The 23562-nt window shown below is 39.0% G+C and carries 17 protein-coding genes; 1 reads left to right on the top strand and 16 read right to left on the bottom strand.

The genetic code is table 11. The features are described from left to right. Nucleotides 1–156: 156 nt before the first annotated feature. The 16 genes from ACTHSA_RS10660 to ACTHSA_RS10585 all read right to left on the bottom strand — a co-directional run bounded on the left by ACTHSA_RS10660 (nt 157) and on the right by ACTHSA_RS10585 (nt 22307). Nucleotides 157–1293, bottom strand: a complete 1137-nt coding sequence (locus ACTHSA_RS10660) for a DUF2169 family type VI secretion system accessory protein (protein WP_004520030.1) — start codon at nt 1291–1293, stop codon at nt 157–159. Nucleotides 1294–1309: 16 nt separating this feature from the next. Then, nucleotides 1310–3583: a type VI secretion system Vgr family protein gene (locus tag ACTHSA_RS10655; protein ID WP_004520031.1), complete on the bottom strand. Its 2274-nt coding sequence runs from the start codon at nt 3581–3583 to the stop codon at nt 1310–1312. A gap of 130 nt (nt 3584–3713) precedes the next feature. Further along, on the bottom strand, nt 3714–7271 hold the full coding sequence (tssM, locus tag ACTHSA_RS10650; RefSeq protein WP_049343522.1) for a type VI secretion system membrane subunit TssM: 3558 nt from the start codon (nt 7269–7271) through the stop codon (nt 3714–3716). 58 nt (nt 7272–7329) lie between these two features. Then, the gene (gene tssL, locus ACTHSA_RS10645) at nt 7330–8565 is read right to left on the bottom strand and encodes a type VI secretion system protein TssL, long form (RefSeq protein WP_070624734.1); all 1236 of its coding nucleotides are present in this window, start codon (nt 8563–8565) and stop codon (nt 7330–7332) included. A 24-nt stretch (nt 8566–8589) separates the two neighbouring features. Then, nucleotides 8590–9933 (bottom strand): type VI secretion system baseplate subunit TssK, encoded by a 1344-nt coding sequence (tssK, locus tag ACTHSA_RS10640; RefSeq protein ID WP_049337057.1) that lies wholly within the window; start codon nt 9931–9933, stop codon nt 8590–8592. 33 nt (nt 9934–9966) lie between these two features. Then, nucleotides 9967–10590: a type VI secretion system lipoprotein TssJ gene (gene tssJ, locus ACTHSA_RS10635; RefSeq protein WP_004520036.1), complete on the bottom strand. Its 624-nt coding sequence runs from the start codon at nt 10588–10590 to the stop codon at nt 9967–9969. A gap of 135 nt (nt 10591–10725) precedes the next feature. Continuing rightward, on the bottom strand, nt 10726–13377 hold the full coding sequence (gene tssH, locus ACTHSA_RS10630; RefSeq protein ID WP_004520037.1) for a type VI secretion system ATPase TssH: 2652 nt from the start codon (nt 13375–13377) through the stop codon (nt 10726–10728). Between the two features lie 85 nt (nt 13378–13462). Further along, nucleotides 13463–14503, bottom strand: a complete 1041-nt coding sequence (gene tssG, locus ACTHSA_RS10625; protein WP_004520038.1) for a type VI secretion system baseplate subunit TssG — start codon at nt 14501–14503, stop codon at nt 13463–13465. Next, nucleotides 14500–16476 carry a type VI secretion system baseplate subunit TssF gene (locus ACTHSA_RS10620; protein WP_049337059.1) on the bottom strand — a complete coding sequence of 659 codons (1977 nt, stop codon included), beginning with the start codon at nt 16474–16476 and terminating at the stop codon, nt 14500–14502. The genes tssG and ACTHSA_RS10620 overlap by 4 nt, the downstream gene beginning before the upstream one ends. After that, nucleotides 16473–16985 (bottom strand): type VI secretion system baseplate subunit TssE, encoded by a 513-nt coding sequence (gene tssE, locus ACTHSA_RS10615; protein ID WP_004520041.1) that lies wholly within the window; start codon nt 16983–16985, stop codon nt 16473–16475. The genes ACTHSA_RS10620 and tssE overlap by 4 nt, the downstream gene beginning before the upstream one ends. 33 nt (nt 16986–17018) lie before the next feature. Further along, nucleotides 17019–17834, bottom strand: coding sequence for a type VI secretion system accessory protein TagJ (locus ACTHSA_RS10610; protein ID WP_004520042.1), 816 nt, complete (start codon nt 17832–17834; stop codon nt 17019–17021). 165 nt (nt 17835–17999) lie between these two features. After that, a complete protein-coding gene (locus tag ACTHSA_RS10605; protein WP_003761730.1) occupies nt 18000–18482 on the bottom strand; it encodes an Hcp family type VI secretion system effector in 483 nt (160 codons plus the stop codon). 80 nt (nt 18483–18562) lie between these two features. Then, nucleotides 18563–20062, bottom strand: coding sequence for a type VI secretion system contractile sheath large subunit (gene tssC, locus ACTHSA_RS10600; protein ID WP_440378892.1), 1500 nt, complete (start codon nt 20060–20062; stop codon nt 18563–18565). A 31-nt stretch (nt 20063–20093) separates the two neighbouring features. Then, nucleotides 20094–20612, bottom strand: coding sequence for a type VI secretion system contractile sheath small subunit (tssB, locus tag ACTHSA_RS10595; RefSeq protein WP_004520044.1), 519 nt, complete (start codon nt 20610–20612; stop codon nt 20094–20096). Nucleotides 20613–20689: 77 nt separating this feature from the next. Continuing rightward, a complete protein-coding gene (tssA, locus tag ACTHSA_RS10590) occupies nt 20690–21748 on the bottom strand; it encodes a type VI secretion system protein TssA (RefSeq protein WP_440367189.1) in 1059 nt (352 codons plus the stop codon). A 4-nt stretch (nt 21749–21752) separates the two neighbouring features. Next, complete coding sequence (locus ACTHSA_RS10585; protein WP_049337065.1) at nt 21753–22307, bottom strand: TagF domain-containing protein; 555 nt, start codon at nt 22305–22307, stop codon at nt 21753–21755. Between the two features lie 335 nt (nt 22308–22642). On the opposite strand from ACTHSA_RS10585, the gene ACTHSA_RS10580 reads away from it, so the two are divergent. After that, nucleotides 22643–23562: DUF6531 domain-containing protein (locus tag ACTHSA_RS10580; protein ID WP_440378891.1), on the top strand; the 920-nt coding region annotated here is incomplete at its 3' end.

The raw sequence follows: 23562 nt of genomic DNA, 5'->3' as shown, positions 1-23562 counted from the left end.
GGCGGCCAGCAGAAATCGGGGACGGTAAAGACAACGCGGAATTTGCTGCTTTTACGGGCGATTTTATTGACGGCCATTGGGTGCTCCTGTTGGGGGGATGGGGTCGTCTGAAAAATTGGCTACAATCGGTTGATAATCAGACGGTCTTTTAGTTGTTTACGCGAGTGCCGCAAGAGAAGGCGGTATCGGGATAAATTTGTCTTGTGAAGTATGGCATGCAACTGCGGCTGCGATTTGTTCTGCCCGTTCATGTCGAGCAATAAACCTGAGTTGACATGCAGAAATTTCCAGCTCTTCTGCAAAAGAAGTCCGGTATGTACAGTCGATGCGGCGTTGTTCTACATCAACGAGTACGGTATCCAACACCATGTCTTTACACAAAGACATATTAGATGCGGTATGGGCATGTACAAATACAGTCTCTACCGGTAGTTCGACAGTAAAGTACTGATTGGGCGCTTGAAAGGAATGTACCATGCCGGTAAATCCTAGTGTATAGATATGGTTAGGCTTTAGATGTGGCAATTGAAGGGAAGGATGAGCACCGTTCCAATAAGCCATAGAAAAATCTTTTGGTAATAAAGGTGCACGGTTAGCTATCCATTCTGCATCGGCAGTACCTGAATGTTGTGCCCGTTGCGCAAAATAACGGGGCATAAAGCCAAATCCTTCAGGAGCAACATTTTCAGCAGGATCTCGTACCGGATGGCTTGGGTCATAAATCTGGTGAGCCTTTAATATCCTTTTGAACCCATTTTGTTTGAGTTGGGATTTGGGATAATAACCAATACCGACAGGATTTTGCTGATGCCCCTCATGATCGTCTTCAACTGCACTACCGCCAAAGGCAAATTCATAGCGGATGGGCAAGGAGAGAATAGGATCTGGTTCGCTTAGAGACCATCCGGCTATCTCTCTTACCCAGTAGCGCTCGCCAGTAAGAGCCAGACTTTTTTGGTAATCGCCAACACTCACCGCTACAGCAAGTTGCCGAGCGGGAGTGTCATCATGTGCATAGGCGATTGCATTGACCACTAAATCAGTTTTAGGTTTATAAAGGCAGAAGTCGCTTTCAAACTGAGTTGAAGTTTGAGATGGTTCACCGTAAAAAGTATCTGCAAATGTAAGAGGCGTCTGCGTTTGGGCAAACTTAAGTACGGTTTTTCCAGTTACAGGATCGATTTCAAACTCATAACTGACTTTAGCAACTACGACATCATATGTTCGATCTAACTGGTCGATGTTTTTAAATTGCTGCGTATGAAAGCAGGTAAAGTTCTCCAATTCGAACATTTATATACCTTTTCTTCTAGTTGATATCGACTTTTTTACCATCCATATCTACTACATTAGTGCCAACGATCTTAACTTTTTTACTAACGATAGAGATTTTATTTTTATCTATTACAATCATTGAGTTGCCTACTTGAAGGGTAATTTTGCTCCCAGCAGATAAGGTAATTTTATTGCCGGCATTAAGGCCAATATTTAAACCTGCATTAAGTCCCATAACTAGGCCAACGCTATGCATTTCGGCACCAACAACGTTGGTCATCCAACCACCTCCGACGTTTAGCATATAGCCAGCGCCAATGTTGGTCATTTGTCCGATACCAACGTTGCTCATACCATTTAGGCTGACGGTTTCCTGCTTATTGCCACCAATGCTGCTTACCTCGTTGGATACAATGGTTTTGTTACGATTGGCACCAACGGTCAATGCTTGATTTTTGCCGATAGAAACGTTTTGATCCAAGCCTACGGTTAAAGCCTGATTTTTTCCGATGCCAATGTTTTCATCGAGGCCAACAGAATGGGTTCGATTTTTAGCGACAGAAACACTCTGATCTTTACCCACAGAAGTACTTTGGTTTTGGCCAACACTAATGCTTTGGTTTTGGGTAATACTGGAAGTTTCGTTTTGGCCGACTGATTTGGTACGGTTTTGGGTAATTGAGGCAGTTTCGTTTTTTTGAACGGTTTTAGCTCGATCACCTACTACTGTTACAGTTTCATTATTACCAATTGTAGTGGTTCGGTCGTTGTTGACGTTACGGGTTTCATTATTCTTAACAAGTGAGGTCAAGTCTTTCTGTGCCTGGAAGTTGACCATTTCAGACCCAGCAGTATCATTGAACATCAGTTCGTTAAAGTTGGCTAATGGAGAGTTAAAACTTTTACTCTTGATACCGGATTGCTTAGCTGCAGCAGGAAATCCCCATGGTGGCGACATTGCGCTGTTATACAGACGGCCTAATACAATGGGTCGATCAGCATCGCCATTAATAAAATCAACCAGTACTTCTTCGCCAATGCGTGGTGTATTAATAGAGCCATAGCCAGCACCAGCAGAGCCCTGAGTTACTCGTACCCAGTTGGAACTGTTTTCATCCATTTTTCCATAGCGATCCCAGTGGAACTGGACTTTAATATCGCCATATTCATTGGTGTAGACCTCTTCACCTGCAGGTCCTGTTACCGTAGCTGCTTGTGTCCCTAAAACTTTTGGCTTGGGAGTTTTAAGAGGAGGGCGGTATGGATAAGATTTAGGTAATACGCGGAATGAAATTCTAAATTTGCCAATACGGTCTCCAGACGTATAGCCTGCCTCTTCGAAATCATAATCAGCTTTTAAAATAGTATATTCGGTATTAGAAGATGCATGAGGGTGTTTGCTCAGGATAAACGTATAACCTGGAGCAAGTGTCAGTGCAGTGCCTGAGCCAGTAATAATCTTGGTTTGGCTTTTCAAATCTTCACTACGAACCTGACTGTAATTTTGTGCTTCTGCCACATCACTAAAACCTGTGTAGAAGTCATAGTGTTCCATAGATACCGAATTAAAGTCATGAACTGAGTCTGAAGACATCATCGGTACTTTAGCATTTTTATAATTGTATTCTCGAGTAACAAATTGACTAGATTTTAAAGCATCTCGTTCTTCCCAAATATCAATATAGGCGATATTTGGTGCCCCTGGTGCAGTATTTCGAGAGTGGTAGGGGATGTTAGGGGATGAAATAGCTTCTAAAACACCGACATCATCAGTAATAACCAGCTCATGTGAACCGTTACTGTGGGCAAAATAATAGTAGATACCTTCTTGTTCAAATAGGCGGTTTAAGAAATCAAAGCTATTTTCTTGATATTGAACACAAAAGCCTCTTGTTCGATACCCTTTTTGACATTTTATCTGGTATGGGAATCCGAATGGTGCTAAGACTTCATTAGCGATATCTAATACGGACTTATCAACGAAAACCCTGCTGTCTGTATTTTGAGTGAGGTACCACATGAATGGGCGAGTGGTACAAGTATAGGCATGATAACCTTCCTCGTCCTCATCTTCTCCAATATAACCGAAATCGGTAACCAGACCATTTAGGTAACGAGGACTGCTTGCTTCAGTATCAATTTCCAATGTTACAAACTGACCAATAATATCTTTGCCTTGTAAATTTGGGTTTGGGGAGACCAATGTAATATTGAACTCAAACAGATTTGAAACGGATTCTGTTCCAAGCATTTTTTTGAATAATAGTTGTGATCCCAAAGGCGTATGAGCAACGATAGTTCTATTCATTTCGGGAAACTCCTTGTCAATCTTAAACCAATATTCCGGTTAGAAGTATTTTTATCCTATATTTTAAATAGGGATAAAATATGTGGAAGTGATATTTTAGATAATATTATTTACATCTCTATTGAAACTTTTAAATACACTGAAAATTCCGTAATTTACTTAAATTAAATGGATTAAAGGCAGTAGAAGTAGTAAATTCAAGTATAAGATTTTTTCCTTTAATATTGTATTCGACAACAGTGGTATTTCCTGTTTGGCGAATAATTTTACCTTTTTCAATAAGGCGGAAGATTGACCACGGCCCAGTTGAACTAATACCTGCGCTGTTGATTTGGGGAGATGAGATATCTATTTTAGCTAAAGCATTTTCACTCTTGGATGGCCAAGTAAAGGTTACAGGATTTACAGGACCATGGCTGTATACATAGCTCTTACCTGCATATGAAATATTTACACTTTCTAAACTGGTATCAAGAATTAAAACTTTAATTGAAAAGTCGAATGTAGGAGTTTCTGATCCTTTATCAAAATACCCTTGTCGAATGTCTGCTATATCATTTAGCTTTGCAAAACGATCTTTAAACGCATCATTTTTAGCAGTTAAAGTTTCCAGTTTTTCTGAGCGTGCCAATACGGCAGCTTCACCAGTCAAGTTGGTAAATTTACTGTAGATACCATTGGGACCAAATATACTGGTGAAACTCTCTAATGCGACATTGTCCTCCGATCCTTTATCGAAAGGGTATCCTTGTTGATGTATTTCTTGACAACTATTAGTCAATGTGGCCATTTGTTTTTCTAAAGTAGATAAAATTTTTTCATCAACAATTTTGTTAGTGTTTTTCAGAATAATTTCAGAAAAGTTATCTAACATTTGGCGAAAGGGAGGTGGCAGTCTATTTACTTCAGCCTTGTATTTTACGAAAGGATCATCAGGTGGTAAGTCCACTCCTTTTTCTACAGCAACATTAACGGCAACTAAATAAACATATAAATCATTTATAGCTTCTGTAACGTTATTAATAGCTGGAGGTTGATCATTAGTGGTTTCAGTTAATATATGGAAATCTGCAAAAGCATCATCGACTGGAGTTGCTTGTTTTAAAGCAGCTAATTCATTCTTTACATTATTCCCCTCTTCACTCTCTAAGAGTTTCGAGAGTCCCGCTCTATTTAACCAATCAGTAATTTTGCTTCCAGCTTTTTCTGTTATTCGTTTGTCAATAGTTAAAGTCGTATTATCACTAATTCCTTTAATAATATTGACTAAAGGTGAGTTCTTTTCAGATAGCAGCTTAGCAATTTGAGTACTCTCTCGTGATGACTTTGGTGTTACTAATGACAAATCAGATAAATAACTATTCCAAACTTTGATGTAATTACTGAAATAGATTCTTTGGGCATCAGAAAGGACAGATGCCTTGCTTTGACTTAAAGAAGCATAGTCACCTAATACCCAGTTGTCTTCATTAAAAAACTGCTCTGCAGATTTAACCATAGCAGGCAAAACTTTAGTAATGTAGGCTTCTTTGGTATAAATAAAGTTAATAGGTTCTTTCAGAGTTCCACCAGTCTTACGTCGGAATAACAAGTGACTTTGCACTCCACCCATACTTGAAAAGGATACAGGTGTAACTCCTCCCTTTCCAGAGAGAGTAACTGTATTTATGGTATCTTCTAATACCATGGTTGCAATGTCTCTTTGCGCAATTTCCTGTCTACGACGTTCTACTAATTCTTCATCATAGGGAACGCTTGGTGTAATGCTTTGTTTTGAAAGAATCTGATTCAGAGCTTTTTCAACAGATTTTTTTTGTTGGTCACTCATACCTGATGATTCTGTTTTAGACAAATTGGACATTAACCAGTTTTGCATAAAAGCAGCATCAAAATGTTCTTTGTGGAACATCATAAGATAAGCTTTTAATGCATCATAGCTATTAATATTGTTGGAGCCATTAGCTGTGCGTAGAAGTTCATCCAACTTATAGCTGATTAATGGCATTACGTTGTCTTGAAGAATTCTATAATAGGCTGACTCCCCAACATCTTTCATTTGGCTGCCTTGATAAAGGCCAATACGATAGCTGAGCGGAGGGGATAATAAATCTGGAATTTCTTTACTGGTAGTTGTATCTCTAACTTGTTCAGCAAATGTTACAGCCTTAAGTAAATCAGGGCCGTCTGTATATTTTTTTACATCTGAAGCTAAGTCAGTTGCTTTTTTATCAACCTGTTCAAGATATGATTGGTTATTGGAGTAACTATTCAACATCATTGTCAAACATGCGATTACTACAGTTGCAATAGCTCCAATACCTAGCCAATACAAGATTTGTTTTTTGACAAACCAAGATTTATTCTCACCAGCCAAATTTGCCTCGCTTAAAATAACGTCAGCAAATAGTCTATTTAAGAAAAAGCTATGTTCGTTATTCTGAGTAGAGGCCTGGTTTGAATCCAAGTATTTTTTAGATAATTGGAAATCACTTTGCAAACCTTCCAGTATAGGGTTGAGATGTTGTCCTGTTTGAGTTGAGCTTGAAAAATAAACACCTCTCCATGCGATAGGTTGCTCAAATTTTGAAGATTTAGACAGTTCTTTAAATAGGGAAAGTACGGCCTGATTAAGACGCTCGAACTCCTCAGGGAATGCAAAAGCCGCAGCCTTGTCTTCAGTGGATTCTAATTGGTGAACAGTACCCAACATAGAGGAGCGTAATTTATCTACAATATCTGCTAAGGCATTAGAAGCAGTAGCGATAGGGGTTTCCATTCCTTCTGTATTAGATAGAGGAATCCCTAAATATTGATTTCTTTGTTCTTCAGTTAGATGGTTAAAGAATTCATTAAAACCATGCAATAAATCTAATTTGGTTATCATAAGATAAACTGGAAAATGTATACCTAATTTAGTATGCATTTCATGGATTCTTTTACGCAGTTCTACTGAGATTTCTGTTATATTGGTTTTTCCGCCCAATAAATCATCTACGCCTACAGTAACCAATACTCCGTTTATTGGCTGTTTAGGTCGGTAACGTTGTAGCAGCGTTACAAATTCTTCCCAGTCACTAGAATCTTTACTGCTATGATTGTCATGTAAAGATAATCTACCAGCTGTATCGAGAAATACTATTTCATCCGATAGGAACCAATCACAATCTCGTGTACCTGCTAGGCCACTTACAGATGTCCCCAAAGTGCTCTCTAAGGGGAAGTTAAGGCCAGAACGTTTGAGTGCAGTCGTTTTACCAGATCCTGCTGCCCCTAGGACAACATACCATGGCATTTGATAGAGGTATTGACCTTCTTCTAGTCTAGCCAACAAACTGTTTTTAGATTTAGAAAATTTAGCATTCTTTAATACTTTGTCCATTTCAGCAAACTGGCGGCTCATAGAGCTAACATCATTTGCACTTTTTAAAATAGGTTCTTGGGCTGCTCGAATTTCTTTCAATAAAGCAGCGTTTCGTCGGGATTCACGATATTGGCGAAATACAGCTTTAGCCAACCAAATACCAATAATAGTGGCACACACTGCAAAACGAATAGTTTTGCTTACTAAGGGGCGAACTTCACCTATGGAGATTAATGGGCCAATAAACCATACTAATATAATTAGGCCAGTAATACCCAACATCACCCATAAAGAGCGAGAACCTAGAAAATAAATAATTTTTTTCATGTCTATTTTTTCCGTATCAATCTAAAATAGATTATTGTGTGTTTGCACTACCGTTTTGTTAAGGATTGGAGGTATTGTTTTTTATTTCGACTGTGCTACCTAGTTTGGGTCCAGTTCCTGTAGTAAATAATGTAATTTCAACCCTTCGGTTTTTAGCCCTGTTCTCCAAAGTATCGTTTGGTGCTACAGGATCGGTTGAGCCTCGCCCTTCAGAACGGATGCGTGTTCCACCATTTTTAACGTAATTCAATAAAATTTCTTTTACTGCATCTGCCCGAGCCTGTGATAAATGCCAGTTGGATGGAAAATTTAAGCTCTGAATTGGCTGATTGTCAGTGTATCCCGTAACAATAATTTGTCCTTCCACACTATCTAAGGCTTGGCTAACCGCAGCCAAAACAGGATAATATTGGTCTTGAATTTGTGCAGAGCCGGATTCAAATAAGCCATCACCTAAAATAGTAACAGTGCTTCTGTCTTGAAAATCTTCCACAGATACTAATTTTCTAGCAATCTCATTTTCCAATAAAGGCCGTAGTCGGACTGTTTTTTGTGTATCCTGTTGTTTGGTGATTACTGAAGGGAGTTTGAGGCTGTTTACTTTTGTACTGGCTGTATTGAATTTATCTCCTAATGACCATTGCATTGTAAAATAGCCTACACCTAATGCAACAGCTCCTAATACGCCTACTACCCATAAAGGAATAGCAAGCCTGCGTTTCCTTTGAATATTATTTGTAATAATCGGGTTATGTTTAAAAAGATTAGCAGTTTGGTCAGGTCGTTTACTGTGAATTAAGGCAAGTAGGTCCCTTTTAATTTTATCGATCTCAAGCTCCCCATTGTTTAGAACCTGGTACTTACCTTTGTAACCAAATTGTAGGCATAAATACATAAACTCCAATAAATCAATATTCTTATCAGAATCTTGTTTCAAATTTTGAATGATTTCAAAAAAACGTTCTCCACCCCAAGTTTCATCGTAAAAAGATACTAATAAGCTATTCTTTGACCAAGTTTCATCAGCCCAGCCTGCACGGACTGCTAATTCATCTACAAATGTACAAAGACAGTATTTTGCAGCCTGAATGGCATCATATTTAGCTCCATTTTTTTCAGCATTCTCTTCAAAATTATTAATTAAGAGAGAGAATTTATTAATTAGGCTGTCAGTAGATAATTGACTAGTAGTTTGCTGCATAGAGTTAGCCAAGATAAGAACAGGTTTAGCAGCTTCAATTAAAGGGTTATAAACATTTACTGCGTTGTTTGCAGTATTATTCTGGTTATTCATAATGAAATTCCAAATTAAATCAAATTAACTTAAAGACTTAATCGCCCAAAATTCAACATCTAAATTAGGGAAATTACCAGCCAAATGGAAAGCCATACCTGAGGAAGTATCAAACATATCCCATAATTCATGTTTTTTATCTAATTCAAAATAAACATAACCACTATGGTATGGTAATTCTCTTGGTGCCACGGATAACGCATGAACTTTAATTCCAGGTAAATGGTAAGCAACCAATTCCTTAACTTTTTCTACAGTACCTATTTTTACTACACTTGGAATTTTTTGGCGTAAGGCTTCGTTAGGCATATCAGCTTTGATGGCTAGGACAAATGAAGCTTTATCCAGTAAGCTTTGATCAGGAGTTTGGGCGACTCGGGTTGCTTCATCACGCAAATCTAATGGAATTCTAATTGCTCTTTGTTCAAGTACAATAGACAGTGATTTGCGCAAGTTAAAAAATAATTTACCAAAACATGATGCTAGATCATTGTGTTCATAAATAGGAACATCTCCTACCTTGCGTGAAGGAAGGAAAGTCATTAAATCAGCACATAATTTTGATAAGTTGACAAATAATTGTTCTGGATGAGTTTGACGAGCGCCTTCATTTTCATGATGCAAATAAGCCAGATACCGATTGATGGTCTGAAGCATCATAAAGTCCATTACTTCAACAGAACCTCCGGTATTCGGGTCGTTTACAGCGTTAGCTAGACTATTGCTTTTTTGCATTAATAAGCCATATATTTCTGAAATGTAAGCTTTTAGGTGTTGTTGCTTTTGGCTTCCTAGGGAAGGTGGAATATATGATTCGTCTAGAATGATTTCAAAGTCTGCTGAACTGGATCGGATAACTGCAATAGGAAGGGCAGTTTGATTGCTAGTTAAATCATTTTCTAAAATCAATGTAGGATTAAGATCTGCTAGTGTAATTTGGCGACCGTCTAATTCGGAGTTTGTTGTATCTGCAAGGGTTTTCTCAAATGCTTTATATCGGTAAGAGTGAGCAGAATTTTGATTTAGAAAGTCAATCTCATTATTGACAGAGGATGGCAGAGTAATGGCTAAGCAAACTTTGGTATCTTTTATGTTTGCAGGTACTTTTAAGCTTAAATTTTCAAGTTGTTTTTGGGAAAACACAAATATAGAACCATCAGGAAAAATACCTTCTGCTTCACGAATACCAAGAACACCATGTTTGAGGCCGTCTGAATCCAGTACTAAAGATGAAAATCCCCAAAAATAACCTTCTTTAGAAACAGCTAGTTGACGTAATCCAGACTCAAGATAACGTTCAAATTGCTGGAAATGCTGTGGGGTAATAAAGATTCCCTCCGACCAAACTACTTTTGCTTCAATTGCCATGCATTCAACCTCAAATTCTTTATATATAAGTATTTATTCCTCGCGGAAAATGCCTTTGCTCAGATCACTATTATTCTTACGAGTTTTCCCATTTTCTTTGATAGTCGGATCATCAGGATGGCGCTCTTTATATTCTTTTAGCATTTCTTGCATCTCTGATTTCGATAATTGATATAATTCATTTTTCCCAATATTCACGTAGAAATAGTGTTTCCCAAACTGATACCATCGTTGTTTTTGTTTTAATAAAATTAATCTCCATTGACTATTATCCAAATCACGATAACTGGCAACAACACCTAGGTATTTCAGATGAGAATCCATCTTGATAGGTAATACAGAAACCGTATCAGGGTGTAACATGAATTGGTTTTGTTGAATTAATTTGTCTCCTAAAGTTTCTTTAGCATTATTAGTAAGATCAAAATAGTTTGCTTTTTTAAATTCACCATCAGATGACAGTTGATATAAATCCAATCTTATGGGGGAAGGTTGATCAACTAAATTTGGATTGACATCGGGAGAAACTATGATTTGTACATCAATTTTTTCTCCACTTTCGTCAGATTCTTTTGGTGGTTTATGGTTGGATGCGCATGCGCTTACCATCAAAGATATCATTGCAAATGATATATATTTTATCAGTTTTCCATGCATTTTGGTTACCTAGGTACATCAATAGTGATTGTATTTAATGATAGAAATTTTAAATTAATCGACAGCCTAGATTTTAGGAACTAGTTGGTCTATGACTGTCGATCGAAATACTAAGATTTCTTATTTTACTTAGAATTATAAAGTATTTTTCTTTCTAAGTTTATATTTATATTGGTAATTGAAGTCATGATTGCTTGCGTCGATATTTACGCTCAAAACTTGTTTCCCCTGTGTTGCGCAGGTAAGTAGTTCTTGGCTGATTTGTGGTAGAACCGTATTGGTAAGAATCGCATCGATCATGCGGCCACCTGATTCAACTTCTGTACAACGTGAAGTGATTAGTTTTAACACTTCAGGGGTATAGTGTAGGTCGATGCCATGATTATCTTTAATGCGTTTTACGATACGGTCTAATTGCAATTCAACAATTTTTGAGAGCATATCATCGGATAGCGGATAGTAAGGAATAACTTGCATCCGGCCTAATAAAGCAGCTGGGAAAGTTTTCAGCAGGGGAGTACGCAGGGCTTTAGTTAGGCCTTCTGGAGTAGGCAACATTTCGGGATCATCACACATATCCATAATTAAATCTGTACCAACGTTGGTGGTAAGAATGATAATGGTGTTTTTAAAGTCGATATAGCGGCCCTCGCCATCTTCCATCCAGCCTTTGTCGAATACTTGGAAAAAGATTTCATGAACATCTGGATGTGCTTTTTCTACTTCATCGAGTAAGACAACACTGTAAGGTTTACGACGTACAGCTTCAGTCAATACGCCACCTTCACCATAGCCGACATAACCTGGAGGAGCTCCTTTCAAAGTGGATACAGTATGAGCTTCTTGATATTCACTCATGTTGATGGTAATCACGTTTTGTTCACCACCATATAATGTATCGGCTAGAGCCAGTGCAGTTTCGGTTTTACCCACGCCGGAAGGGCCAGCAAGCATGAAAACACCAATAGGCTTGTTGGGATTGTCTAGATTGGCGCGTGAAGTTTGAATACGGCGGGCAATCGCATCCAAACCGTGGCGTTGGCCGATGATGCGCTTATTTAAGGTATCAGCAAGCTGTAATACAGCCTCAACCTCGTCTTTCATCATTTTTCCGACAGGAATTCCAGTCCAGTCTGCTACAACGTCAGCAACCGTACGACTGTCTACTAACGGCATAACCAAAGGTTGGACGCCTTGCAGTTTTTTCAATTTAGTAACCAGTTCTTTTTGGCGGGTACGCAACTGTTTATTTTCTTCATCGGTTGTTTCTTGTTCAACCTGCATGATTTGTTCACGTACAGCCAATAGCTCGGCAACTAAGTCTGCTTCAGATTTCCATCTGTCTTCTAATTTTTTCAGACGGCCTTCAACCTCAGTTAATTCTTTACCAATATTTGTGATTCTAGCTTCAGAATCAAAACTGAGTTTTTTCTCACGTTCTAAATTTGCTTGCTCAAGTTTTAATGCTTCTGACTTCTTGCGTAGATATTCAATGCTTCCAGGTACAGCATGTTGGCTGACTGCAACACGTGCGCAGGCAGTATCAATCAGGCCTACAGCTTTATCGGGGAGCTGACGTGCTGGAATATAGCGGTGAGAAAGTTTTACAGCAGCCTGGATTGCTTCATCAAGAATAATCACTTTATGGTGTTTTTCTAGAGAAGCATTCAATGCCCTAAGCATGTTGATGGCTTTTTCTTCATCGGGTTCATCTACTTGTACAACTTGGAAGCGACGAGTTAGGGCAGGATCTTTTTCAAAATATTTTTTGTATTCTGCCCATGTGGTTGCACCAATAGTACGAAGTTTGCCACGAGCTAATGCAGGTTTGAGTAAGTTGGCAGCATCACCAGTACCGACAGCTCCACCGGCACCAATTAAAGTATGGATTTCGTCGATGAATAGCACGATTGGGGTTGGGCTGGATTCTACTTCATCCATAACTGCTCTGAGGCGTGATTCAAATTCTCCGCTAACACTGGCACCAGCTTTGAGCAAACCGATATCCAATAGAATTAATTGAACGTCTTTCAACCCAGGCGGAACATCTCCGGCAGCTAAACGTAATGCCAAAGCTTCAACCACAGCAGTCTTACCAACACCGGCTTCACCTGTAAGAATCGGGTTGTTTTGACGGCGACGCATTAGGATGTCAATCATTTGTCTGATTTCAGTGTCACGGCCTGTGATTGGATCTATTTCGCCATTTTTAGCCTTTTCGGTAAGATTGCTGCCGTATTTAGCTAAGGCACTTTCTTTGTGGGTAGCATTAGGCTCGGAAGATAAGGCATTCTGGGTAACATCAAGATTCTCTTCAGAGTTAGCAGTAATAGCAATAATATTGTTTGCCAATGTCTCCGGTTTGATTTTCAGGAACTCAGATGAAATATTGGCCAGAATACCCTGTAAAGTCTTATTTTGCAGCATGGTATAGAAAATATGAGCTGTACGGATTTTGTCTGTACCAAATTTTAGTGAACTGTATGTCCAAGTTTGTTCGACAAGGGTTTGGATATGTTCGGAGAAGTCAATAACGGCAGTAGCACCAACAGGTAATTTTTCTACTGCAGCCAATACATCTTTTCGTGCTTTGACTTCATCTAAGTTAAACTGATTTATCAGGCAGAAGATATCTGTTTTTTCAGTTTGAAGTAGAGAGTGTAGCCAGTGTACTAATTCAACATAGCTGTTTTCTCGAAGACGACAGAAGGTATAGGCATTTTCCAAAGTTTTATACAAAGTAGTATTTAACTTACCAAATAATACGCTGCGGCTGATGTTTGACATAAGACGTCCTTAGTTAAATTATTTCAAATATGTCCAAAAATAGTTTTCTAAAGCTTTTATCGACGATGGCCGTCTGAAAAGCCGATTAATGATTGCTGACAATCAAGTCTTCTGCGTCTCGGGAAACATTTCCCAGCCAAGTTGATAAGCCGAGTTGAGTGTTCCCTCCTAAATCCATCAGTGGAACTTCTTTTTGCATCAGAATAGGTTGAATGTCCCATTCATATTCTTCTGCGGCAAATAAACGAACCCATTCTCGTAAACGGGCTGTATTAATACCGTCTTTAAAGAATGATTGGTAGGCTGGTAAGGTAAGTGGGCCAATAATAATCCGAAATTTACTTTGCACATCATAGAGTTTGTCACCTAGTAGTAAACCATCACCAAGTGTGTAGTTACCCATAATCCCAATTTGCGTTTTCTCTTCTTCAACCTTAACCCAGTACCCCACGTTAGTTTGAATGTTAACGGGAACTTGGAAATAGCGAGTGAGCAGTTGTTGCAGGTTGACTGCAGATCGGCTTTGTTTTATCAATAGACCGGAAAAATAACGTTTGGCAAATTCGTGAATTAAGCCTTTGTTATGTGTGGTCGGAATGTTAAGGCCGTTAAAACTGGCAATATATTTTCCGAAGCGGTCTTCAGCATTTTTATCTAAAGATGTAATGCTTTGGGCATTAGCCCATGCTCGATAGAATAAGATAGCCAGACGGTGTTGCAACATATTTGCAAAACCTGCCCATGCCCGGTCACCGTGTTGATGTTGGCGTTCATAAGCATACTCGGTTAAATGTAGAGGTAGTGGGCCAGATGGGCCAAACAGACCAAATCCATTAATGGAAATTTCTACATAATGTGGTGATAAGGTTACCGATTGGAGATTGCGTGGGGCAAAAGTAAGCGAAGGATTTTGGTGGATCCTTATTTTCTCCATTTTGGGGCTAATAGCTTTGCCTAATATTTGCCCACCAGTAATAAATTTAACGGACTCAAGCTGGCGCAAGAGTGAAAAATAATCATACTTATACGGCTGAGAGGAAACTTTATTTAAAAAGACTGTAAGTTTTTCATCCCAAGCATTGTCTAATGAGTCACCAAAATCTGTTTTAGGGTTGACTGGACTCATATAATCATTCTCTCTCCAATTTCAGACGGCCAAGTAGCAATATGACCTTGCTGGAGCGTGTCAATTCTCAGTTGTACAAATGAGTTAATAGACACCAAACGTCGGAAATAATGGTTTAAAACTGATCCAAATAGGAAAGGATGGACGCCGCCTAATTGAGCTTCGTCTAGTGTAATGGTAATGTTGATTCCTCTGATAGGGGCTGCAACTCCATAATGACGGACTACTTTGTTAATAATTGAGGTTTCAACTCGTGTAATTGATTCAATCTGTTTTTTCAGTAAATCGCTTTCAGAAGAAACAAATACTGTTAAAAGCTCTTTCAAAGCAACAGGCGCATCTTCTTTATCAGTATTCAAGAGCGATAGGTAATTTAAGCTCAATTGATTTAAAAATGACCAAAGTGTCCTATCTTCACTTACTGCTTCTTGAGGCCTTGTTAATTTAGAAATCAGTTTAATTGATTTGACTGGCAAAAATCCCTCAATAAGAAAGTCAGATTCTCCGTCTCGAGGCATGATTAGAGGCAAATCTCTGCTTGTACACCAAGTATCGACAGAAAGGTGTTGTATGTTTGAATTAAAGGCGTAATTCTGATTATTAGCAAGAGATAAAAATACCTCACTACCTAAATAGGAAGAGCGAAAACCATTTTTAGCTGAGTTTTCGGATGGTACTCTATCAGCACGACGAGCAGAAAAATAAGCATGTTGAGTTTGGGACTCAGGAAAGAGTCCTATATCCGGTGCTTTGTACATTGGTGAAAATACTACGGTTTGAAGGTTGTTGGTATCAAAGCCTTTTACTTGCTCGATAGCGTAGACTTCATAATTCAGGGGCTGGGTACGGTCGATAACGACATGGTACTCCTGATCTTGAATATTTACCGGAAAGCGTGAGCTTTTTTTTCTGAATAAGTTGACGACTGGTACGGCATTTACAGAGAAATCATCTACACCGATCAGCTCAGTTAATTCAGGTATTTTATTACTGAATAAAAATGAAAGACTAAAATAGCGTTTACGATAAGTAATAATTTTTTTATTGACTCCCTTATCGTTTACGATTTCCTCTAAATGTTCAGGTACTTTAGGTAAGTGTCCTTTTTTTTCGGCTTGTTGGACGGCTTGTTTAATATTTTTTTGAGAAATAAATAGAAACTTTTCCGGTAGGCGTGAATACTCCTGCATAATTCGGAATGCACTCACCGATTTATCTAAATTAAATGATAAGGCTTCATCTTCTCGAAAACCACGATGTTCTGGTGTAGTAGGTAATGGGTAATACCATTGTTTTGGATTTTCGTAACTGTGGCAAACAACACCCACGCATTCAGAAGCCAATAGAAACAGCAATGAAGATGATTTGGAAAGCTCTGTACCCAAAAATATAGATAATTCATCTGGCAACATCTCTGAACATGTACCTGGTACGCTCAATGAAAAATCCAAACGCAAGGCAGATTGTACTTTCTTACCAGAGGATTGTTTGAGTGCAGGGAGTGCGTTTGGTAAATAACCTATTGAGTCAGTATATTTGGCTTTTTCAATACGAAGTGGCAGAATTTCAGTAGTTTTAGTTACAGAAAATGGACAACTTACTCTAAATTCATCAATAGGCAGAGACCTTAATATTTTTCCTCGTTCCAGTAGATTGATCACATCAGCGTTATATTGATTAGTAGGCTCTAGATTGACAATAGCTGCAGCCGGTTTTTGATTGATGAAGTCAGGATAAACAACTTCTAAGATTCTTTGGACAAAACGAGGATACTCCGCATCCAGTTTAAGTTGGGTGCGTGCAGTAAGAAAACTTACCCCTTCCAAGAGTCTTTCAACATAGGGGTCAGGAATATCAGTTGTATCTAAAGCTAATCTTGAGGCTATCTTAGGATATTGGGCTGCAAACTCTTTACCCATTTCCTTTAGAAAAGTTAGCTCTTTGTTGTAGTAAGACAGTAATTTATTATTCAAGCCCCATTTCCCCCATCTAATAAGTCAAACAATCCTGTTTCAACATCCATGCTGGTTCGGAGCAAGAATTCTTTAGGATAAGGATTGAGTTTCAGGTAACCTTTGATTTCAATAATGAGTTTATTGTGTAAAGCATCGTCATCATCGTCTGAGGTATTTACGATCACTTGTAGAGTCTTATTTTCAAGACGCGGTTCAAAATCGATGATGGCTTGTTTGATATTCTGTTCCACATCTTGCCATTCAATATCGGAAAAATTAATACCAGAAAGGGGAGGGATACCATAATTTAATGTAGAAGAGCGTACATTTTCAGTTAGGTCAATCCCCATAGTTTCTGCTTGCATGTTGCATGTATTCAGTAGATAAAGAATATCACGCAGTACTGCTTGCCGATATTGATCAAGATTAATGACCTGATCGGAGCGTGCCTCTTTTTTTCTGCGTGGCTCTTCATCTGTTAGTCTGTCAAATAAAGAGGGTAACAGTTGATTTTTGAATTGCGACATGTTTAATTGTTGGGTTTGAAAGATGGATAGATTTTAATGATTTTGTTCAAATCTAATATTACAAATATCTAAAAGGCCAAAATCATGGTTGTCGGTATACAAAGTTTTTTGACCAACCCCTGTAAAGAGTTGCTCTGCTATTTCTATCCAGTCAGTTTGTGAACATTTCATTAGTAGATCTGACCATGCTGTTTCTTCACCAGGCATAACAGCATAACGAGCAGGGCTGGTACATTGAATACATTCACCATTAGTAAATTTGATTTCAGACGGCCTCCAAATGATGTCCAGTAAGGAACTTGGTGTCTTGAAAGAAATATTTTCAATAGAATTCCATGTTTGCCAGTAGTAGTGACCTTGATAGAAATATTCATAAACGAAGGCGGTACGTACGTCTCCATCCATAATCCAGTCACTATCAATCTCGGAAACTGATTTATCTGCTAAAAGGTAAGTAATATGTACGGGCGAGCCTTCTATATTCTCAGATAGCACAGTATAATCATCGACAAGGGCTTTATTTTTCTGTTCTGAAACATGGGCAACTAAAGAGAGTTGCTTTTGAAGAATATCAAGTTTGCTTGCGTGTTGTTCTAGTGTTTTTGGTTTTTGTTGGGCTTCCAAAACTGCCTGACGCCGCATTTCAGCAGAAATATTTTCAATAAGATAAAGCATTAAAGGTTTTTGGGTATGAGGAAACAGTTTTTGATATTGTCCAATCTGTTTTAAAGCCTGTTCCCATTTTGCGCACAGACACTGATATTGAATCAGTGCTAAACGATGTTCTTGATTGTCAGGATTTGAACGTACAAGCTCAATCATCTCTGATAATTTAGTCTTCAAATCCATTTCAATGATCCCTTATTTAATTTATAAAGATGAATAATAGAAGTTAAAAACAAGATTAATTTTTCAGTTAAGTAGTGCCGTCTGAAAAGTGAAAACATTTATATATAAAGCCTGACTTAAAAACGCCTTTTAAGTCAGGCTTTTTTAATTAAATCTACATATCAATTATGCAGATTTGTTTTCTTTGATATTGAAGGCCATTTGAACTTCAGCACCTTTAGAACCTTTATCGGTTTGTTCCCAATATTGGTTTTTCACTTTTGCAGCTTGGAATGAATAACGCATTTTCAGAGCATCATTGTCTTGTACGCCAATGAATTTCACACCGGTCACTAAGACATCTTCTAATGTAGTGCGTGAGTATTCAATTTGTTCACCACCAGCTTTACATACAGAAATTTCTACTTTGCTCAAGTGTTGGCCAGTAGCGCAGTTTTTCAAAATGGTTGGAGCTGCTTTATCGATAGCAGCAACTACGGTCAAGTCATTGAAATTGACTTTACCGGCACCACCGCCACCACCGCTAGTCATTGAACCAGGTTGCTCTGCACCCCAGTCAAAACTTTCGATGTTAGTCCAGTCTTTGTGGTTAGAATCTTTTGATTCGCCATTTACACCTTCAACTTTCATGAACATATCAATAGCCATTTTTTACTCTCCTAGTTAAAAAATACAAGCGATTTAACAACAGGGCACTAAATATACCCAACTAAATAAACTAAGCCTGACTATTCTTGTTTAGTCGAAGGCAATTTGGAAACCAAGCGTAGAGAAACGGTAAGCCCCTCAAGTTGATAATGAGGACGCAGGAAGAACTTAGAAGTGTAGTATCCTGGATTATCTTCTACTTCTTCTACAACTACCTCTGCAGCAGCTAATGGTTTGCGTGCTTTCGTTTCTTGCGTAGAGTTGGCAGGGTCTCCATCTACATAATTCATAATCCATTCGTTCAACCAGCGTTCCATGTCATCACGTTCGCGGAATGAGCCAACTTTGTCACGAACAATACATTTTAAGTAGTGTGCGAAACGGCAGCATGCGAATAAATAAGGCAAGCGAGCAGATAAACGTGCATTGGCGGTAGCATCTGGATCATAATATTCAGATGGTTTATGCAAAGATTGCGCACCGATAAATGCAGCTAAATCCGTGTTCTTGCGATGAATTAATGGTATAAAGCCCAATGCAGCCAATTCTGCCTCTCGGCGGTCGCTAATGGCGATTTCTGTTGGGCATTTCATGTCTACACCACCATCATCGGTTGGGAATGTGTGGCAGGGAAGATTTTCAACGATACCGCCTGATTCCACACCGCGAATAGCGGTACACCAACCATAGTATTTAAATGAGCGATTAATATTTACTGCCATTGCATAAGCAGCATTGGCCCAAGTATATTTATTGTGATCTGCACCTTCTGTTTCCTCTTCGAAGTCAAATTCGTCTACAGGATTTGTTGTGGCACCATAAGGCAGGCGAGACAGGAAACGAGGCAGGGCTAAACCGATATAACGTGAATCTTCGGATTCACGCAGGCTTCGCCATGGAGCATATTCGGCATTTTGGAAAATTTTACTTAAGTCGCGCGGATTAGCTAATTCTTGCCAAGACTCCATTTGCATTAATTTGGGAGATGCACCAGCAATAAATGGACAGTGTGCAGCCGCTGCAATCTTCTCAAGACTATTGAGCATTTCTACATCAGGGGCAGAGTGATCAAAATAATAGTCACCTACTAAGCAACCAAAGGGTTCACCGCCAAATTGGCCGTATTCTTCCTCATAAATACGTTTAAAGAGTGGGCTTTGATCCCAAGCCGTACCTTTAAAGCGTTTTAAATTACGAGCAACTTCCTTTTTGGAAATAGGTAATACTTTGATTTTCAGTAAAGTATCTGTTTCGGTATTGGTCACTAAATGATGCAGGCCGCGCCATTCACCTTCAAGCTTTTGAAAGTCCTCATGATGCAAGATCAAGTTGATTTGTTCAGAAAGCTTTCTGTCAATTTCGGCAATAATTGCTTCAATGGTTTGATAGGTATCATCTGAAATGGTGACGACATTTTGTAAGGCTTGCTGAGCCAATGTTGCGACTGCATTAGTTACAGCGCTTTTAGCTTCTTCCGTTTTAGGTTTGAATTCTTTTTGAAGCAGCTGTTCAAATTCATTGGTTGCAAACACATGTTGCGAACTGCCATTTTCTAGGGTATCTAATTGTTTTTCAGCCATGATTTACTTTCACTTCTAGTTTTATTAGAGACTATTGTTCATTTTTGGATGTTGATTTGGGCGCGGCTGCAAGACTTTTTAGTAATTCGCTGTCTCCTAAGACTTTTCCAATTAGTTCTTCAGCCCCACTTTTACCATCCATATATGAGAGTAAATTAGACAGTTCTGTACGTGCCTGTAAAAGCTCATTTAGAGGTGCTACTTTTTTAGCTATCGCAGCCGGTGAGAAGTCATCCATGCTTTCCAATTCGAGTTCTACATTCAAATTCCCTTCACCTGTCAATGTATTTTTTACGTTGAAGGCGACACGAGGTTTAAGGGCTTTCATGCGTTCGTCGAAATTGTCTACATCAATTTCTAAGAATTTTCGTTCGGCCAAGTCAGGCAGTGGCTCGACAGGTTTACCAACCAAATCTGCCATAACACCCATAACGAAAGGCAGTTCAATCTTTTTCTCTGAGCCATACAACTCTACGTCATATTCAATTTGCACGCGAGGAGCTCGATTGCGGGCAATAAACTTTTGACCTGATGATTTATTTCGTGACATGGTTATAACCTTAGGATAATTAATAATGTTGTATATCTAAAAGATATTTACGAAATTGTGGATGAGGTTTACTAATTTTAGGAATTTGCTGTATCTTCATCTGGTTTGCCAATTAAAACTTCTAAATTGACAATACTTTCTGGGCTAATATCTTTCATGATGTCATAAAAGTTCATATTCATTTGTCGTTGCACTCTGCGGATAAACAGTGGTGCAGGGTGGCTGGGCTCAAGAGTTTCAAAATAAATGCAGATTTTCTCTAAAGCCAGATCAACATCAGCGCGATTTTTAATATTCAGACGGCGCCATGCATCAGCCTCTTGAATAGATTGTTCTTGCGTAATAGCCAAGCTGTTAGTTTCAGAGGGTAACTCAGGCTGTTCTGTCTGTTGTACTGAGGGAGTGCTCCCATCATTATAGTTGATGGCTTTGTGAATTAGGGTAAGGGGTTTCTGAATAACATCAAAATCAAGTGAGTGTTCATCCTGTAAATTAGACGAGAAAATGCGTTGGATGTCTTTCAGACAGTCCAATGCTTGAATTAATGCAGTTAATTCAGGTTTCCCTGTATCGGCATTTACTCTAATATCGAGCATTAGCCGCTCTTTACCTCCTGGATAATTTTGTGAATCATTTCCTTGTAGTATGGAAACAGCTTCTTTGACAGTAATTGGTTGTTGAGTTAACCTATTTATCAATAATTTAGATGCAAGAATCTCTTTGATGATGCCATCAAGTGTAGTAAAGGAGCTAAGGGCATTGATCCTGTAAAAGGGATCAAATTCACCGTCTTCATCTTCAAGTTTGGGGTAAATGGATTCCCAATATAAGTCTATATTAGCTCTAATTGCTTCGCAGCCAGCGCAGAACCCTACGAGTCCATGTTTGGCAGTAAGAGCTTGTGCATAATAAGCCAAGACATGTAAATCTTTAGACTCGGCTAGCAATTGATTGCACAACTTTTCTACTGTTGCCCAGTCGGCCTCTTCTGCCGGAATAATCGTGTCACCATATTGTTGTTCTGGTTTGCCTTCAGCTACGCTTTGTAGTTCTAAAAAGCGGCTATCGTATTCGATATTTACACCTTCGGGACTGTCGATAGAGATAGGCTCGTCCCATCGAGGAAATGTGTTCATCTACTTATAATCCAAATAACTTATTAAACAGTGAGCATGAGGGGAGGCCTTCATGTTTTATGTGGTAACCGCTTTCAATCTCTTGCCAAAAACTACCAATGCCGTCTGAATCAGATAAAAAGTTGTGAAAGGATTCAGAGAGGATAGAGCTCTCTGTTGTATCACTACTGTAAAAATCTTCGATACAATATTCCCCTTCTTTTAATATCTTGCGAAAGGAATTTTTTTTCTTTAAAAGAAAAAAAAGAGAATCAAGTGATTCGGGAATAGAGCTAGGTTTATAAAATAACACAAATGGGTATTTTCTGCCAATTTTATCAGAACTACCAGCAGCCATACCAGTATAAATAAGATCATCGGGTAATTTGATACAAAATAGCCAAATTTGCAAAGGGGAATATGTTTTTCGAGTGAATGAAATTAATTTGTTTTGGCCGGAGCATCGGTTAAACCAGTTATCCCAAAAGAATCTATCATGAGTTTGAAGATTCTCGGAGAAAATAAAATCACGGGATTGATTCAGTTTGCCAAAAAAATAGACTTCATTTTGCTTAAACATAAGTAGTCATCACAAGAGAAGAGTTTTTAGATTCCCAAGTTGCTAATTAGATACAACTGCTAAGACTCATACTCTAGCATAATTCGATGTGTTGATAAATATAAATTTAAACCACTTGAAATAATAACTAAAGAAATGTAAATAATCTTTAAAAATATGCGCTTACTATATGATATTATAGATAATAAAGTTTATCAAATACAGTTTTATTTATAGCTTATTGTTTGTTATAATTTTTGCAAAATAATGTGTTCAAAGTCCTCAGAAAGTGATTGAGGTTCCTTGTTTTGAGGTTTCTACTTGTAGATTAATTAGGATTTCGACGGAGTAATCGCATGTCCTCTTCCGGTAACACCATAGGTATTCTTGTTCCTCAGCCTTCTGCACCTGCCATGGTGTCTCAAGGTTCTGCCAATCCGCCTGAGCCGCTGACTAATGCAGCCGGGCCGGTAGATGTGATAGAGATGGTGGCCGATGTTGCCTCTAGTGCCCTTTCTTTGGTTGCTCCTGACTCTGCTGCAGCTAATGTGGCTGATGCTGTATCTGATGTGGTTTCGCTCGCTTCAATGGTTCCAGGTTTGCCTAGTGTTAGACTGCCTTCACGAAAGATGGTCAGTGGTTTTGGCGGGGGCAGCGGAGCAGGTTCTGATGGTGGGGTAGTTACTTCTGGTCATGGTCACTGTATCCCCTGTAAAGTTGCAGCAGCTATCGGTAATCCTGTTAATGCCGTACTTGGTATCAAAGTCCTATTTGACGATACAGAGACCGACTTTTCCTTTGACTCCCCACTTCCCCTTGTTTGGCAGCGCAGCTACTATTCCGACCAAATAGGCAACGGCTGGCTGGGACAGGGTTGGTCGCTGCCGTTCTCCATGCGTCTTGTCCGCACTGCCGACGGTTTCCTTTATATTGATGAGCAGGGCAGGGAAATTCCGTTGCCGGATATCAGCGACGAAGCGGACGAGCCTTATTCCGCAGCCGACGAAGATGAAGACAATTTATATGAAGAAGAGGCTGCCCCAAGACCTGCTTCCGCCGAAGAAGACCCCTACGGTCTGGATAACGCCTATTTTGATCCTTACGAACAAATCTTCTTTTCTCAGATTTCAGACGACCTCTACCAAATCGCCTCCCCCGACGGCGGCACACGGCTGCTGTTTGCAGAAGTCGATTCCGGTTGCGGCATTTACCAACTGGTCGCACAACTCGACCGCAACGGCCGCCATATCCGCCTCTGCTACAACGACAACGGACT

It is taken from the genome of Neisseria sp. P0008.S002, from assembly GCF_051962805.1.
GTDB lineage: Bacteria > Pseudomonadota > Gammaproteobacteria > Burkholderiales > Neisseriaceae > Neisseria > Neisseria perflava.
This window is presented reverse-complemented; position numbering and strand designations above follow the sequence as displayed.